The following is a 13,632-nucleotide window of genomic DNA, read 5'->3' as shown; positions in this document are numbered from 1 at the left end:
GCGCAGTTGGAATGGCGCCTACTGTAAATCAGCGGCGCAGGGCAGGTGCAAGGCCTTGTGGTTTTCTCCGGCATCGATTTGTAAACGATTGGCATGCAGCACCGCCTGCAAGGTGGCCTGGGCGACCGCTTCGGCGGCCATCGTGGCCAGCACCATCATCCCCAGGCTGCGCCCGGCGGCGCCAGTACCCAGGCAGAACAAGGTGTCGCCGTCGGACATGGTGTGCACCGGGTTGATGGCGCGCGCCAGGCCATCGTGGCCCACGGTGGCCAGGCGGCTGGCCTGCGCCTTGGTGATGACGGCATCGGTGGCGATCACGCCGATGGTGGTGTTGGTGCCCGCCAGCAGGGGCTGGGGCGGCTCGCCGCGCAGCAGCGCGCGGCGCGTGTCGATGAGGCCCAGACCATCGCGGGTGCGTGCGCCAGCCACCACCTGGGCGGTGTCCGGGTGCAGTACATCGCCCAGTGCATTGCAGGCAATGATGGCGCCCACGGTGACGCCATCGACGGTGACGGAGGCCGTGCCGATGCCGCCTTTCATCGCCCGCTGGATGCCAAAGATCTTGCCTACGGCTGCGCCGGCCCCCGCGCCCACATTGCCTTGCGCGGGCATGGCGCTGCTGGCGGCCTGGCAGGCGGCATAGCCGGCCTGGGCATCAGGGCGGATGCGCATATCGCCCACCAGCACGTCAAACAGCACGGCCGCAGGCACCAGCGGAATGCGGCCCACGGAGATATCGAGGCCTACGCCTTGCTCTTCCAGCCAGCGCATGGCGCCGCTGGCGGCATCCAGGCCCCAGGCGCTGCCGCCCGCCAGCATGATGGCGTGTACGCGCTCGACCAGGTTGGTGGGGTGGAGCAGGTCGGTTTCGCGCGTGCCGGGTGCGGCGCCGCGCACATCGACGCCGCCCACCGCCCCGGCCTTGGCCAGGATGGCCGTGCAGCCGGTGGGGCGTCGTGTGTCGGTGAAATGGCCCACTTCGATGCCTTGCACCATGGTGATGGAGCCGGCCGAAGCGATAGAGAGGGGGAGGAAGACATGGCCCGATTGTGGGCCAACTGGGCTTGTGGCTGTGGAGGCAAAGACAGCGGGCTGTCAAACAGGTGTCTGACAGCCCGCAAAGAGGGATGGGCAGGAGTGCGAGCGCAAGCCGATCAGGGGCGGATGACGATCTGCGGGCTGATGACAATGGCCTCGGGCGGGCGGGGCGCCACCAGCACCGGGGCGGCATAGACGGGCTGCGGCGCGGGTGCGTAGTAGGCGGCTGGGCGGTCATGGCAGCGGCGCTTTTCCTTGTATTCGCCATTGCGCTTCCACTTGCGCTCCACCTTGCAGTTGCCGTCCCAGAACTGCTCCTTGTGTTCCTTGCGGTGGTGGTGGCGGTGGCCGCCACCGTGGGCCCAGCTGGCATCGGCCAGGCAGGACAGTGCCAGCGCAGTGAGCAAAGGGGTCAACAAACGGTTCATGGCAGGGGGGTGGAGTTGTGGTGGATGCTGGCAGCTTAGCGGAAAATTCTGTATCAAAAGATGAGCAATGGTTGCTTTGTACATCAGCTCTAGTGGCTGTTTTGATGGTGTAAATCTATGGCGATGGCAGCTACGATTTTTCCATCTGTAAGCACCCGTTGCCGCGCTGGCGCCGGGTGCTGCGCGTCATCAGGCGTTGACGGTGGTTTGCTGCTGCTCTCCCAAGCCTTCAATACCCAGGCGCATCGTCTGGCCAGCTTTCAGGTAGACAGGGTTTGGCTTGATGCCCAGGCCCACGCCGGGAGGCGTGCCGGTCGAGATGATGTCGCCCGGCTGCAGGCTCATGCACTGGCTGACGTAGGCGACGATCTGCGCGACGCTGAAGATCATCGTCTTGGTGTTGCCGTTCTGAAAACGCTTGCCATCCACATCCAACCACATCGACAGGTTTTGCGGGTCCGGCACTTCATCGCGCGTCACCAGCCAGGGGCCGATGGGGCCAAAGGTGTCAAAGCCCTTGCCCTTGTCCCAGGTGCCGCCGCGCTCGATCTGCCATTCGCGCTCGGACACATCGTTGACCACGCAGTAGCCGGCCACATGCTCCAGTGCCTGCGCTTCGGTGATGTACTTGGCGGCCTTGCCGATGACCACGCCCAGCTCGACTTCCCAGTCGGTCTTGCTGGATCCACGGGGGATTTCGACAGCATCGTTGGGGCCGCAGATGGCACTGGTCCATTTGTTGAAGATCACGGGTTCGGTCGGGATGGCGGCTCCCGATTCAGCGGCATGGTCGGCGTAGTTGAGGCCGATGCAGATGAACTTGCCCACCTTGCCACGCAAGGGCCGACGCGCGGCTGGCCAGGCACTGCTGGCAGCGTGGCCGGGTCGATCGCGCGCAGGCGGGCCAGCGCGGCATCGCCCAGGTGCTGGCCTTCGATATCGCTGAGCACCCCCGATAGGTCGCGCAAGGTGTTGCTGCTGTCGAGCAGGCCGGGCTTTTCCTGGCCCACCGGGCCGTAACGCAGTAGTTTCATGTCATCTCCAATGGATCAAATTGCATGCAGGCGCCAGTCTAGGTGCCTGCAGCTAGGGCTGCTGTCGCGCAGCGGTAAAAGTGGGGGCTGGCGGGTTTTAGTTGGACCAGCCGCCATCAATCACATGGGCCTGGCCGGTGGTAAAGGCCGCCTCGTCCGAGGCCAGATAGGCCACCAGCGCGGCAATCTCCTCGGGCTTGCCGACGCGGCCCATGGGCTGGCGGGCCACAAAGGCGGCGCGCACCGCGTCAACCGACAGGCCATCGTGCGCTGCCTGGGTGGCGATGCGCTGGCCAAGCGATGGCGAATCGACGGTGCCCGGGCAGATGGCATTGCAGCGCACGCCCCGGGTGCAGTAATCGGCGGCGATGGACTTCGTCATGCCGATGACGGCTGCCTTCGACGCACTGTAGGCAAAGCGGTTGGGCACGCCCTTGATGCTGGAGGCGGCCGAGGACATATTGATGATGCTGCCCCGGCCGCGCTGCAGCATGCCCGGCAAAAAGGCGCGGATGCTGCGGTACATGGCTTTGACATTCAGGTCAAAGGCAAAGTCCCAGTCCTCCTCGCTGCATTCGAGCACGCTGCCGGCATGCACAAAGCCTGCGCAGTTAAAGAGGATGTCGATGGGGCCGAGCACTTCGGCCAGTGTCTGGATCTGGGCGCTGTCGCGCACATCGAGCTGGCGCGCATCGAGGCCCGAGCCTGCCAGCGGGCCGATATGCAAGTCGGTGGCAATCACGCGCGCACCTTCGGCTGCCAGGCGCTCGGCGCTGGCGCGGCCAATGCCTTGCGCCGCTGCGGTCACCAGTGCCACCTTGCCTGCCAGGCGGCCGGTGGAGACGGAAGAATGGGTCATGGAGTCAGTCCTGTGAAAGATGCCTGGACGCGCTATGGACTAGCGCGCCAGGCGAGGGGGTAAAGCGGAGTGCGCTTAGAAGTGCCCGTCCTGCGCCAGCTTGGGCGGGCTGCCAGCGGCGCTGGTTGGCGGGGTGGGTGCTGCCACCGATGCCTGCGGGCGGCGTCCATACTTGCGCGCCCACATGGCCGTGAGGATCGGCACCAGAATGGCGGTCAGCAGGCAGGCGGTGGCGGTGATGGCGGTGGCCGAATCGGCCATGGACTTGAGCTCGGGCACCATGGTGCCGATGATTTGCGGGTTGGCAACAGCTGCACCAGCGGTGGACGAGGCGGCCAGCCCCGCAGTGCCATTGCCGCCGCCAATGTACTTATCCGCCAGGATCAGCGGGATGCCGGTGACGATGATGACGGCCACGCCGACAAACACACCGGTAAAGCCGCTCTTGGCGATAACGCCCAGGTCAATCGAGCAGCCCAGCGCAAAGCCGAAGAACGGAATCAGCGGATGCACGCAGCGGCCAAAGAACTCGCGCAGGTTCGCATCCAGGTTGCCCAGCGCAAAGCCGATCAAAAACGGCAGCACCGCGCCGGCAAACAAGCGCGGCTCAAACACCGCCACGCCGGTGGCGCCCAGAATAAGCATGCTGACCAGCGGGCCGGACTCGATGGAGGTGAGCACAAACGCGCCAGCCTCCTCTTGCGTGCCGTATTGCTGCATCAGCGCGGCATACAGCCCCCCATTGGTCATGTCCATCGCGGTGACCAGCGCGAGCACCGAGAGGCCGGTGAACAGCCCCGTCTGGATGCCGCCGGCCGGTAAAAAGCGCGTGGCCACCATCGCCACCACCCAGGCGACCAGGATCTTGGTGAGCACCAAGGTGCCGGATTTTTTCAGCACCACGCCGGTGGCCTTGAGGTTGATCGTCGCCCCCATGCAAAAGAACCAGACCGCGAGGATCGGCACGGTGCCGGTCATCAGCCCGTTGGTGAACGAGCCAAAGTACTTGCCGGCATCTGCTGCAAAGGTGTGCACGCAGGCGCCCAGCAGCAGGGGAATCAGCATGAGCCCGCCGGGCACACGCTCAATGGTTTTCTGGATTTCCATGTCTCGCTCCTCACACTTTGGTGGTGAATTTGTTATCGCTTGTAGAGGTGTTGTCCGATGACTATCGTGGCAACCGGGACAGTGTTCCATAAATTAAAATTCAAAAAATAGCTGGTAAACCCTTTGTCTTTTGCCATTCATAAAAATTTACGGAACAGTATTCTGAAAAAAAAAGAATGTGTTCCAATGGTTGCCATATCTCCCGGTCAGCCCGCGTTTTGGCGGCCGCTTTTGTATCCATTGCATTCACCAGCCATGTCCGATTCATGCTTTGCCCCAGCGCCTGTCGCTGCCCCCGCCAGCCCCCGCCACCCTTTTGATCTGCAGGGGCGGGTAGCGCTGGTGACTGGCTGCAATACCGGCATCGGTGCGGGCATTGCGGTGGCGCTGGCGCAGGCGGGGGCCGATATCGTGGCGCTCAACCGCAGTGAGGCCCGCCAGACGGCAGCGCAGGTGCAGGCGCTGGGCCGGCGTTTTATCGCGGTGCAGGCCGATCTGTCTGACACGGCGGCCATAGACGATGCGCTGGCCCAGGTGCTGGCGGCCTGCGGGCAGGTCGATATCCTGGTGAACAATGCCGGCATCATTCGCCGTGCGGATGCGCTGGACTTTACGGAAGAGGACTGGGATGCGGTGATGAACACCAACCTCAAAAGCCTGTTCTTTCTGTCGCAGGCTGTGGCGCGCCATATGCTGGACTGTGCCGCGCAGCAAGGCGCGCAGTGGCAGGGCGGCAAGATCATCCACATTGCATCGCTGCTGTCGTTCCAGGGCGGGGTGCGTGTGCCGTCATACACAGCAGCCAAGAGCGGTGTGCTGGGTTTGACCCGGCTGATGGCCAATGAATGGGCCGGCAAGGGCATCAATGTGAATGCGATCGCGCCCGGCTATATCGAGACCAACAACACCGAGGCGCTGCGCCAGGATGCAGGCCGCGCCGGTGAGATCCTGCAGCGCATCCCCGCCGGGCGCTGGGGGCAGCCGGCAGACCTGGGTGGCGCGGCGGTTTTTCTGGCCTCCAGCGCGGCCGACTATGTGCATGGCCATACCTTGGCCGTCGATGGCGGCTGGCTGGCCCGATAATCGAGGCCATCCACCACAGCCCAACACAGAAGGACGGACCGATGAGCGAGAGCCCCGCAGCCCTGGACAAGACCGACACCGTCGCCGCGGTGGAGAAAGCCTTTGCCATTCTGGAATGCCTGGGCAACCAGCGCGATGTCAGCGTGACCGCGCTGGCCCAGCAGCTGGCGCTGTCCAAGTCCTCCGTGCACCGGCTGCTGCAAACCTTGAAGGCGCTGGGCTATGTGGCGCAGGATGGCGAGTCCGAGCTGTACCGCGCCACCTTGCGGCTGTTTGAGCTAGGCGGCAAGGCGCTGGAGAACACCGACCTGGTGCGCGAGGCCGATGAGGAGATGCGCCGCCTGGGGGCGCTGACCCGCGAGACCATCCACCTGGGCGCGCTCGATGAGGACGCGATCATCTACATCCACAAGATCGAATCGGATTTTGGGCTGCGCATGCAGTCGCGCATTGGCCGGCGCAAGCCCTTGCACAGCACTGCCATTGGCAAGGTGCTGCTGGCCTTCATGCCGGCCGAGCAGGCGCGGGCGCTGCTGTCGTCGCAGCCGCTCAAGCTGTTCACGCCCCGCACCTTGAGCTCCGTCGATGCCGTGATGGACATCCTGCCCCGCGTGCGTGCGCAGGAGGTGGCCGAGGACGACGAGGAGGCCGAGCCCGGCCTGCGCTGCATTGCGGTGCCGGTGTTTGACCGCTTTGGCCATGTGATTGCTGCGCTGTCGGTGTCTTTCCCGGTCATGCGCTGCGGCGCAGATACGCCGCATTACTACCGCACACTGCTGAAAACGGCCAGTGCGGCGATCTCGCAAAAGATGGGCTGGCATGCGCCGGCTGTGGCTAAAGATGCAGAAGGCGAGCCGATCAGCACAGGCGACGCGCCGCTTTAACGCGGCTCGCGCTGCCTGGGTTCAGCCGGGCACCAAGCGGGTATCAAGCTGGCATCAGGCAGATGCCAGCACAAAATCGCCAGGCGCGTAGCGCGCGCTGGTATCCATGCGCACCTGGCGCAGCGCAGCCGTTTGCTGGTGCGCATCGTACAGCCCTTCGGCGGCATAGTTGATCAGCAGGCTGCGGCGGTGCGCGCCGCTGGGGTTGAGGCTGGCGGCATGCAGCAAGTCGACATCAAACACCAGAATATCGCCGGCCTGGCCGGCGATCTGAATCGCCTGCGATTCGTCATGCTCGCTGCGCGCAGCTTCTTCTGCGTTGGGGCGGTGGCTGGCCGGGATCAAGCGGGTGGCGCCGTTGTCCGGCCCAAAGTCATCCAAAAAGGCCAGCGCGCCCACAGTGTCGCCCGGCCGTTGGTTGGACAAGTCACGGTGCAGGCGCTGGTAGCCGCCACCGCCAATCGGCTCACGCCCTTCAACCTGCGACAGAAAAAAGCGCTCGCCAATCAGCACGCCCGCTGCGGCCAATAGCTGCGGCAGCTGGCACACGGCGAGTATCTGGGGGTTGTCATCGACCAGTGCATGGCGCCAATCCCAGCCCCGGGGCACGGGCCAGTGGCTGGTGATGCCCGCATCAAAGGCCTCGCGCAAACCCGGCAACCAGGCGACTGGGATGGCCTGGCGCAGCAGCACATAGCCGTCGTGCTGGAGCTGTTCGCATGCGTCCATGGTCTGCCTTTCAAGCTGCGCGGTCGGGTGGGGAAGGGGCAGCAGGCAGTATAGCCAGTGGAGCCGGGGTGTGGCCTGGGGTGCCGGGCGCGCGCAGTGGCAGGGATGCGGCCATGCAGTCGATAAACACCCGCAGCCTCGGTGCCAGCTGTTTGCTCGATGACCAGAGCAGCCGAAAGCTGCCTTCATGGACCACCTGTGCGTCCAGCACAGTCACCAGCTGGCCGCGTGCGATGGCAGCGCGCACCATAAAGTCCGGCAGGCAGGTAATGCCCAGGCCCGCAATGGCCGCTTCCATCAGCGCCGATGTGGTGGTGCAGACCATGGACGTGGGCAAGCTCCAGGCGGCAGCGCCGGCGTCGGCGCGCAGCGGCCAGGGCTCCAACTTGCCGCTGCTGGGAAAGCGGTGCTGCAGGCAGGCATGGGTGGCCAGGTTGGCCGGCTGCTGGGGCGTGCCACGCGCTGCGAGATAGCTGGGGGCGGCCACCAGCTGCAGCGCAAAGCTGCCCAGCACCCGCGACACCAGCCGCGAATCGGCGGCCTCTCCAGTGCGCATCACCACATCAAAACCTTCCTCGATCACATCGACCAGCCGGTCGCTGAAATCCAGGTCCAGGGTAATGGCCGGGTAGCGCTGCATAAAAGCCGTGAGCGCAGGCATGACCAGCGCATCGACCTGCGGCAGGCTCACCCGCAAGCGCCCGCGCGGGGACTGCCAGGTCTCGGACAGCTCCAGCTCTGCGGCCTCGACCTCGCACAGAATGCGGCGACAGCGCTCCAGGAACAGCGCGCCTTCGGCTGTCAACGTCATGCTGCGGGTGCTGCGGTGGAACAGCCGCACGCCCAGGCGCGTCTCCAGCCGGCAAATGCTTTTGCCCACGGCCGATGCAGAAACGCCCAGCACGCGCCCGGCTGCCGAATAGCTGCGTGCATCGGCCGCTTGCACAAAGACGGCGATACCACTCAATGCGTCGATGGTGGATGTTGCTCCTGTCGCTGGTTGATTGCGGACAATTTGTCCGATATGTTTTGAATCTCGGCATTATTGTCTTGCACAGGCAATCCTTGCACCATGGCGGCTCATTGTTTTTCATTCGCCCCAGGCCTGCCAGCCCGCTGGCCAGCGCGGGCTTGTACAGGACTTTCCGGTTGTGCCATGGCAGATTCTTCTTCGCTTTCCTCCCATCCATCCCCCCATCTTGAACCCAGCTGCCCACCCCAGCGCGGCGGCCTGCCGCTCGCATCGCTGCTGGCGCTCGCACTGGCGGGCTTTGTCACCATCCTGACGGAGGCCTTGCCCGCCGGTTTGCTGCCGCAGATCAGTGCCGGGCTTGGGGTGTCGCAGGCGATGGCCGGGCAGCTGGTCAGCCTGTATGCGATCGGCTCCTTGGTGGCGGCGATACCGCTGACGGCGGCCACTCAGCGCATGCGCCGCAAGCCTTTGCTGCTGGCGGCCTTGGCAGGATTTGTGCTGGCCAACAGCATCACCACGGTGTCGGGCAGCTACGCGCTCACCTTGCTGGCCCGCTTTGTTGCCGGGGTGGCGGCAGGTCTGCTCTGGGCCTTGCTGGCCGGTTATGCCACGCGCATGGTGCCGCCACACCATAGCGGGCGCGCCATTGCGATGGCGATGCTGGGCGCGCCGCTGGCGCTGTCGCTGGGACTGCCACTGGGCACCTGGATGGGGCAGCACCTGGGCTGGCGCCTGTGCTTTGGCAGCATGAGTGTGCTGGCGCTGCTGCTGATGGCCTGGGTGCAGCTGCGCCTGCCCGATTTTGCCGGCCAGCCCGCCGGCCAGTCCTTTGGGCTGGGCCAAGTGTTCCGCCTGCCTGGGGTGCGGCCGGTGCTGCTGGTGGTCTTGGCCTATGTGCTGGCGCACAACCTGCTCTACACCTATATCGCGCCTTTGCTGGCCCCTGCCAACCTGGGCGCACAGATCGACCGGGTGCTGCTGGTGTTTGGGCTGATGTCGGTGATGGGCATCTGGATCACCGGCCTGCTGATTGACCGCCATCTGCGTGCGCTGACGCTGGCGAGCACGGGGCTGTTTCTGCTCGGCGCCGTGTTGCTGGCGCTCGCGATGGAGCAGCCTGCGGCCGTTTATCTGGCCGTGGCCGTCTGGGGCCTGGGCTTTGGTGGGCTGCCGCCGCTGCTGCAAACGGCCTTGGCCAAGAGCGCCGGGCCAGCCGCCGATGTGGCGCAGTCGATGCTGGTGACGTCTTGGAACCTGGCGATTGCCGGGGGCGGCATGGCCGGTGGCGTATTGCTGGCCCAGTGGGGCGTGGCGGCCTTCTCGCCAGCGGTAGTCCTGCTGATGCTGCTGAGCCTGGCAGTGGTGCTGATGGCCAAGCGCCATGGCTTTGCAACGGCCTAGCCCTGACAGCGCTACGCATGGAAAAAGGCGCTGAGATGTGACCCTCAGCGCCTGGATTTTGGAACCTGAACCGGCTTAGAAGCTGGCCGTCAAGGTTGCAAAGAAACGGCGGCCGGGCAGGTAGAAATTGTTGCCCACATCGCGGTTGCCGCTGGCATGGCGGTCAAACAGGTTCTTCACGCCAGCGTTGATGCGCAGCGCCTGGTTGATGCGGTAGTTGGCAGCCAGGTCGTACAGCACATAGCTGTTCTGGATGCGCTGCTCGCCAAAGTTGGAATTGTCGGCCAGGCGCTGGGCCAGGCCCATTTGCTTGCCCACCAGCTCGGCGCCCAGGCTTAGGCCCAGGGCAGTATTGACCTGCCAGTCCAGCACCGAGGAGCCGCTCCATTTGGAGACGGTGGTCAGCGCCACGCCGGTGGTCTTGTTCTCGGCCTTGAGCATATGGGTCAGGCTGTTGTTCCAGGTGATGCTGCGGCTCAGCGGCACGCGCAGGTTGCCTTCGAGCCCGCGTGTGATGGCCGCGTCGATGTTCACATACTGGGCCCAGTAGTTGCTGCCGCCCGGCAAGTAGCCAATGCCTTGCGAATCGATCTTGTCCTTGAAATCGGTGTTGAAGAAGGTCAGGCCCGCTTGCCAGCCTTCATGCTCCCAGGCGGCGCCAAACTCCCAGTTCTGCGAGGTCTCGGGCTTGAGGTCGGAGTTGCCCCGGATGCTGCAACCGCCGCCGGTGTAGCCGGCAAAGCCGCAGCCCGCGCCTTGCGACTGGCTCACAAAGTTCTCGTTCGACTGGCGCAGGTTGGGCGCGCGGAAACCTTCGGAGTAGCCGCCACGCAAGGTCCAGGCAGCGCTGGGGTGGTAGACCAGGTAGGCGCGCGGGCTCACGTGAGAGCCATAGTCGTCATGGCGGTCACCGCGCAAGCCCAGTGTCAAGGTCAGGTTGTCGCGCAAAAAGATCTGGTCTTCGACAAACAGCGCCTGCGACTTGGCCTGCTTAAAGCTGAGGCCGACCACGCCCGCCTCATTGGCAACTGAGCCCACCGAGTTCGGGTTGTCCAGCTCCTGGCGCTGCCACTGCCCGCCCACGGTCAGCATCTGGTCAAAGCCCCATTTGAAGGGCATGGTCACCGAGCCGTCGAGGATCAGGTCTTCCGAGACCGAATGCGTGCTGTAGGTCTGGGTGGGAGTGCCGCCGGGCACGGGCACCAACTGGCCGTTTTCAATGCGCGGGGCGGTCGTCTCGTTGCTGTACTTGCTGTGGCTGAGCGAGAGCTTGGAGCTGCCAAAGCTGTACTTGCCCTGGTGGGTCAGGCTGGTGCTTTCGCGCTCCATGTTCGATGGACCACGGGTTGTGGCAGCCGCTGCAAAGCCGCCGGGGTTGCTGGTGGAGGGCGAGGGGCCGCCCAGGGTCTTCCACTCGGCGCGCTGCACATCCAGGCTCAGCTTGTGGCTGTCGTTGATGTCCCAATCGAGGCGCGCACCAAGCGACTGGCGCTTGGCGCCTTCACGCCCGCCGCCCCAGCGGAAGGCCGTGGTGCCGTCTTCCAGGCCACTGTCTGCCTGGCGGTAGGTTTGCTGGCCATTGAGCTGCAGCTTGAAGCCATGGCCCAGCGGGCCGCTGATGTTGAATCCACCGCTGTAGTCATTGCCACGGATGGATTCGGGATTGATCTCGGCACCGGCCGAGACCTGGCCGCCCCATGTGTCGCCGCCTTTTTTGGTGATGATGTTGATCACGCCACCCATTGCGTCCGAGCCGTAGAGCGAGGACATGGGGCCGCGCACCACTTCGATGCGCTCGATCGCCTCGGGCGCAATCCAGTTGAGTTCATTGCGGGAGTAGCGGTCAAAGGTCTCGCTGGAGCTGCCCACGCGCACGCCATCCACCAGGATCAGGGTGTACTGCTGGGGCAGGCCACGGATCTGGATGCTGGTGCCGCCATCGGGCGTGGTGGCTTGCGTGAGGCCCGGCACGCGGCGCAGCACCTCGTTCAAATCCGTGGCTGGCACGCGCGCTATGTCTTCTGCGGTCAGCACCGTGAGGCTGGCCGGCGCATCCTTGACGGCCGTGGCCGTCGCAGCCGCCGTCACGGTGATCGTGTCCAGCGTGGTGCCGGGCTCCGTGTTGCTTTGCGCCAATGCGGCCGATGACAGGCACAGGCCTGCGGCCAGCGCAATGGGAAGAAGGGGGAATGAAGCAGCGGGATGGGACATGACAACAAGCAGATGCGGTAAGACGGCCTGCAGGCGGCGCAGCCGCGGGCATTGCCGGGCGGGCCAAGGGTATGCAGAGCGGAGCTGGCTGGCGTGGACGCGGCGCAGAGCCGATCACGCTGGCTGGGTGAGCAAATGAATTCGCAATCAGAATCATTTGCGATGCATGTGGCTGGCGTTTGCCTGTTTGTGTCAGTTTGTGACTTTACGTGCTGTTAGATTGAGGACAGGCAGCGTGTGCTTCATCTGCGGGGCTGCTGCTCGCGAAAAAAAACGGAAACGCCCCCACAGCGTTGCTGAAGGGGCGTGACGGGCAAGAAGGTGCCGACGTTACACAGAACCCTGAGACCGCACTTTGCGCGCTCCCAAGGCCGCCAGCAATCCGCCCAAGGCCAACAAAGCCCACGGAGCATCTGCGGGCACAGGGGTAGGCGCTGCCGGCTCGGGCGTGACAGGCTTGACGACGGTGATGCTGGCCGATGCCGCGCATTGAGCGGCAGCCGCGCCCCCAGACGCTGCAGAGCACTGTGTGGTTGTGGCGTATGGCGTCGCTTGGACCGTGTTCGTCAGCGAGCCTGGCGTTGCATTGGCGTTAACGCTGGCTTGGAGGGTGAACGTCAGCTGTCCGCCAGCCCCTCCTGCTGTCGCGGCGGGTGGCAAAGCCAGATTGCTGAGGTTGAGAGGACCGGTGCCGCTGCTGGGGACAGGGCAGCTCGCCCCATTGACTGCCGTGCAGGCCCATGCGTTCAGGGTGATATCAGCGGGTGGGGTGTCTGTCAGTTGCGCAACAGTGGCATCTTGCGAGCCTTGGTTGGTCAGCACAATATCGTAGCTGAATGTGCCGCCTACGTTGACTTGGCTCGCACTGGCGGTTTTGGTGATGTCGACCGTCGTGGGATTGCACACAGCCGTGGGCTCAGCCTGCACCAGCAAACCGGTCACCCAGCCATAGTCCAGAACCTGAAAAACGATTTCGTTCAAGCCGGGTTTCCAGTCCTGCGTCAAGGTGCGCGAGACGGGTGGCGTGGAAAATGTCGAGCCCGGGCTGATGACCGGTGCGTAAGTGCTTTGGGCGACGCCGTTGACATAGATCTCTGTCGCGACATCATCCACCAGGTAGGACAACTGCACCGACAGATCCGCCGGATTGACCGCAGGGTCCAGGTTGAACTGGTACCGGTAATAGCCCCAGCGTTGGGAGGCCGCACCACTAAAGCCCATTGGCGAAACCCAATTGGCATTGGCGTAGGGCGACGTGCTCCAGGGCGATGTCCAATAGACCGTGAGGGGCCCCCAGCTGGCTTCAGGTATTGCGCTCAACGCGATCGAAGGGTTGGTGACCGGCCTGCCTGCAAACGCGAATTTCCACGATGGCTCTGCGGCGCCTTGGGCCAAAGCGCCACCGGTTGACGCGTCATGTCCAGTGCTAAAAGCGTCCGATGACGAACTGCATGACACCGTGGGCAGTGCCGCTTGTGCCTGCACGTTGAATGACGACAACAGCCCAGCAAACGCAATGAACAGTCCGGTTGCCGAGGGGAGCACAGCTGCATGGATACCCTTACCCCCGGGCATGTTTGAAGAAACGTGGAACTTCACAATATGACTTTCTGTTGGAATATCTACGCGATGCGCAACCGTATGACTAAGCGGCGCGCTTGGCGGTCGAGATTCTAGGCTTCTAGGTGCCCAGAGATCGTGTATTGAACTTTGTTGTCACTCGTCTGCTTATTGTAATGATGGTGACAAAATGTGTCCATTGTCTGTTTGGTTCCTTGATGGCTGTTGTGCTCTTAAATGAACAGCATTAAGGCCAAATACGTGGGGCGCATTCGGTGGACATAGAAGAGAAGACAGCAGACTGCCTGGGATAGTGTGTGCTCTA

General features: G+C 64.1%; 11 protein-coding genes and 1 pseudogene. 3 read left to right on the top strand and 9 right to left on the bottom strand.

The features are described 5' to 3' along the window. Window positions 1-18: 18 nt before the first annotated feature. The 5 genes and pseudogenes from ACFODQ_RS00060 to kdgT all read right to left on the bottom strand — a co-directional run bounded on the left by ACFODQ_RS00060 (window position 19) and on the right by kdgT (window position 4,466). Window positions 19-996 carry a P1 family peptidase gene (locus tag ACFODQ_RS00060; RefSeq protein ID WP_377014252.1) on the bottom strand — a complete coding sequence of 326 codons (978 nt, stop codon included), beginning with the start codon at window positions 994-996 and terminating at the stop codon, window positions 19-21. Between the two features lie 158 nt (window positions 997-1,154). Further along, the gene (locus tag ACFODQ_RS00055) at window positions 1,155-1,466 is read right to left on the bottom strand and encodes a hypothetical protein (RefSeq protein ID WP_182341756.1); all 312 of its coding nucleotides are present in this window, start codon (window positions 1,464-1,466) and stop codon (window positions 1,155-1,157) included. 189 nt (window positions 1,467-1,655) lie between these two features. Continuing rightward, a pseudogene (locus tag ACFODQ_RS00050) lies at window positions 1,656-2,500 on the bottom strand (ureidoglycolate lyase). Window positions 2,501-2,597: 97 nt separating this feature from the next. After that, window positions 2,598-3,359 carry an SDR family oxidoreductase gene (locus tag ACFODQ_RS00045; protein ID WP_021025908.1) on the bottom strand — a complete coding sequence of 254 codons (762 nt, stop codon included), beginning with the start codon at window positions 3,357-3,359 and terminating at the stop codon, window positions 2,598-2,600. A gap of 75 nt (window positions 3,360-3,434) precedes the next feature. Continuing rightward, on the bottom strand, window positions 3,435-4,466 hold the full coding sequence (gene kdgT / locus ACFODQ_RS00040) for a 2-keto-3-deoxygluconate transporter (RefSeq protein ID WP_116924035.1): 1,032 nt from the start codon (window positions 4,464-4,466) through the stop codon (window positions 3,435-3,437). 255 nt (window positions 4,467-4,721) lie between these two features. Between kdgT and kduD the strand changes: the two genes are divergently transcribed. Together kduD and kdgR are read left to right on the top strand one after the other, a co-directional pair. Then, a complete protein-coding gene (kduD, locus tag ACFODQ_RS00035; RefSeq protein WP_377014249.1) occupies window positions 4,722-5,549 on the top strand; it encodes a 2-dehydro-3-deoxy-D-gluconate 5-dehydrogenase KduD in 828 nt (275 codons plus the stop codon). Between the two features lie 41 nt (window positions 5,550-5,590). Further along, window positions 5,591-6,433 carry a DNA-binding transcriptional regulator KdgR gene (kdgR, locus tag ACFODQ_RS00030; RefSeq protein ID WP_116924033.1) on the top strand — a complete coding sequence of 281 codons (843 nt, stop codon included), beginning with the start codon at window positions 5,591-5,593 and terminating at the stop codon, window positions 6,431-6,433. Between the two features lie 54 nt (window positions 6,434-6,487). Here kdgR and ACFODQ_RS00025 read toward each other — a convergent pair whose 3' ends face one another. Together ACFODQ_RS00025 and ACFODQ_RS00020 are read right to left on the bottom strand one after the other, a co-directional pair. Further along, the gene (locus tag ACFODQ_RS00025) at window positions 6,488-7,162 is read right to left on the bottom strand and encodes a phytanoyl-CoA dioxygenase family protein (protein WP_182341746.1); all 675 of its coding nucleotides are present in this window, start codon (window positions 7,160-7,162) and stop codon (window positions 6,488-6,490) included. Window positions 7,163-7,172: 10 nt separating this feature from the next. Continuing rightward, entirely contained in the window at window positions 7,173-8,138 is a 966-nt protein-coding gene (locus ACFODQ_RS00020) for a LysR family transcriptional regulator (protein ID WP_260720273.1), read from the bottom strand. A 180-nt stretch (window positions 8,139-8,318) separates the two neighbouring features. On the opposite strand from ACFODQ_RS00020, the gene ACFODQ_RS00015 reads away from it, so the two are divergent. Then, window positions 8,319-9,536, top strand: a complete 1,218-nt coding sequence (locus ACFODQ_RS00015; protein WP_182341741.1) for an MFS transporter — start codon at window positions 8,319-8,321, stop codon at window positions 9,534-9,536. Window positions 9,537-9,611: 75 nt separating this feature from the next. Here ACFODQ_RS00015 and ACFODQ_RS00010 read toward each other — a convergent pair whose 3' ends face one another. Continuing rightward, entirely contained in the window at window positions 9,612-11,747 is a 2,136-nt protein-coding gene (locus ACFODQ_RS00010; protein WP_260719664.1) for a TonB-dependent receptor domain-containing protein, read from the bottom strand. Between the two features lie 330 nt (window positions 11,748-12,077). Then, the gene (locus tag ACFODQ_RS00005) at window positions 12,078-12,968 is read right to left on the bottom strand and encodes a hypothetical protein (RefSeq protein WP_377014246.1); all 891 of its coding nucleotides are present in this window, start codon (window positions 12,966-12,968) and stop codon (window positions 12,078-12,080) included. Between the last annotated feature and the right edge of the window lie 664 nt (window positions 12,969-13,632).

The organism is Comamonas sp. JC664 (genome assembly GCF_042647185.1).
The sequence above is the reverse complement of the archived record's forward strand: the minus strand, read 5'-3'. Positions and strand labels throughout refer to the sequence as shown.

Excerpts from the sequence above, each read along its gene's own strand:
- ACFODQ_RS00060 (WP_377014252.1), bottom strand. The coding sequence starts at position 996 with ATGGTGCAAGGCATCGAAGTGGGCCATTTCACCGACACACGACGCCCC.
- ACFODQ_RS00055 (WP_182341756.1), bottom strand. The coding sequence starts at position 1,466 with ATGAACCGTTTGTTGACCCCTTTGCTCACTGCGCTGGCACTGTCCTGC.
- ACFODQ_RS00045 (WP_021025908.1), bottom strand. The coding sequence starts at position 3,359 with ATGACCCATTCTTCCGTCTCCACCGGCCGCCTGGCAGGCAAGGTGGCA.
- kdgT (WP_116924035.1), bottom strand. The coding sequence starts at position 4,466 with ATGGAAATCCAGAAAACCATTGAGCGTGTGCCCGGCGGGCTCATGCTG.
- ACFODQ_RS00005 (WP_377014246.1), bottom strand. The coding sequence starts at position 12,968 with ATGGGCTTTAGTGGTGCGGCCTCCCAACGCTGGGGCTATTACCGGTAC.
- ACFODQ_RS00010 (WP_260719664.1), bottom strand. The coding sequence starts at position 11,747 with ATGTCCCATCCCGCTGCTTCATTCCCCCTTCTTCCCATTGCGCTGGCC.
- ACFODQ_RS00015 (WP_182341741.1), top strand. The coding sequence starts at position 8,319 with ATGGCAGATTCTTCTTCGCTTTCCTCCCATCCATCCCCCCATCTTGAA.
- kdgR (WP_116924033.1), top strand. The coding sequence starts at position 5,591 with ATGAGCGAGAGCCCCGCAGCCCTGGACAAGACCGACACCGTCGCCGCG.
- kduD (WP_377014249.1), top strand. The coding sequence starts at position 4,722 with ATGTCCGATTCATGCTTTGCCCCAGCGCCTGTCGCTGCCCCCGCCAGC.
- ACFODQ_RS00025 (WP_182341746.1), bottom strand. The coding sequence starts at position 7,162 with ATGGACGCATGCGAACAGCTCCAGCACGACGGCTATGTGCTGCTGCGC.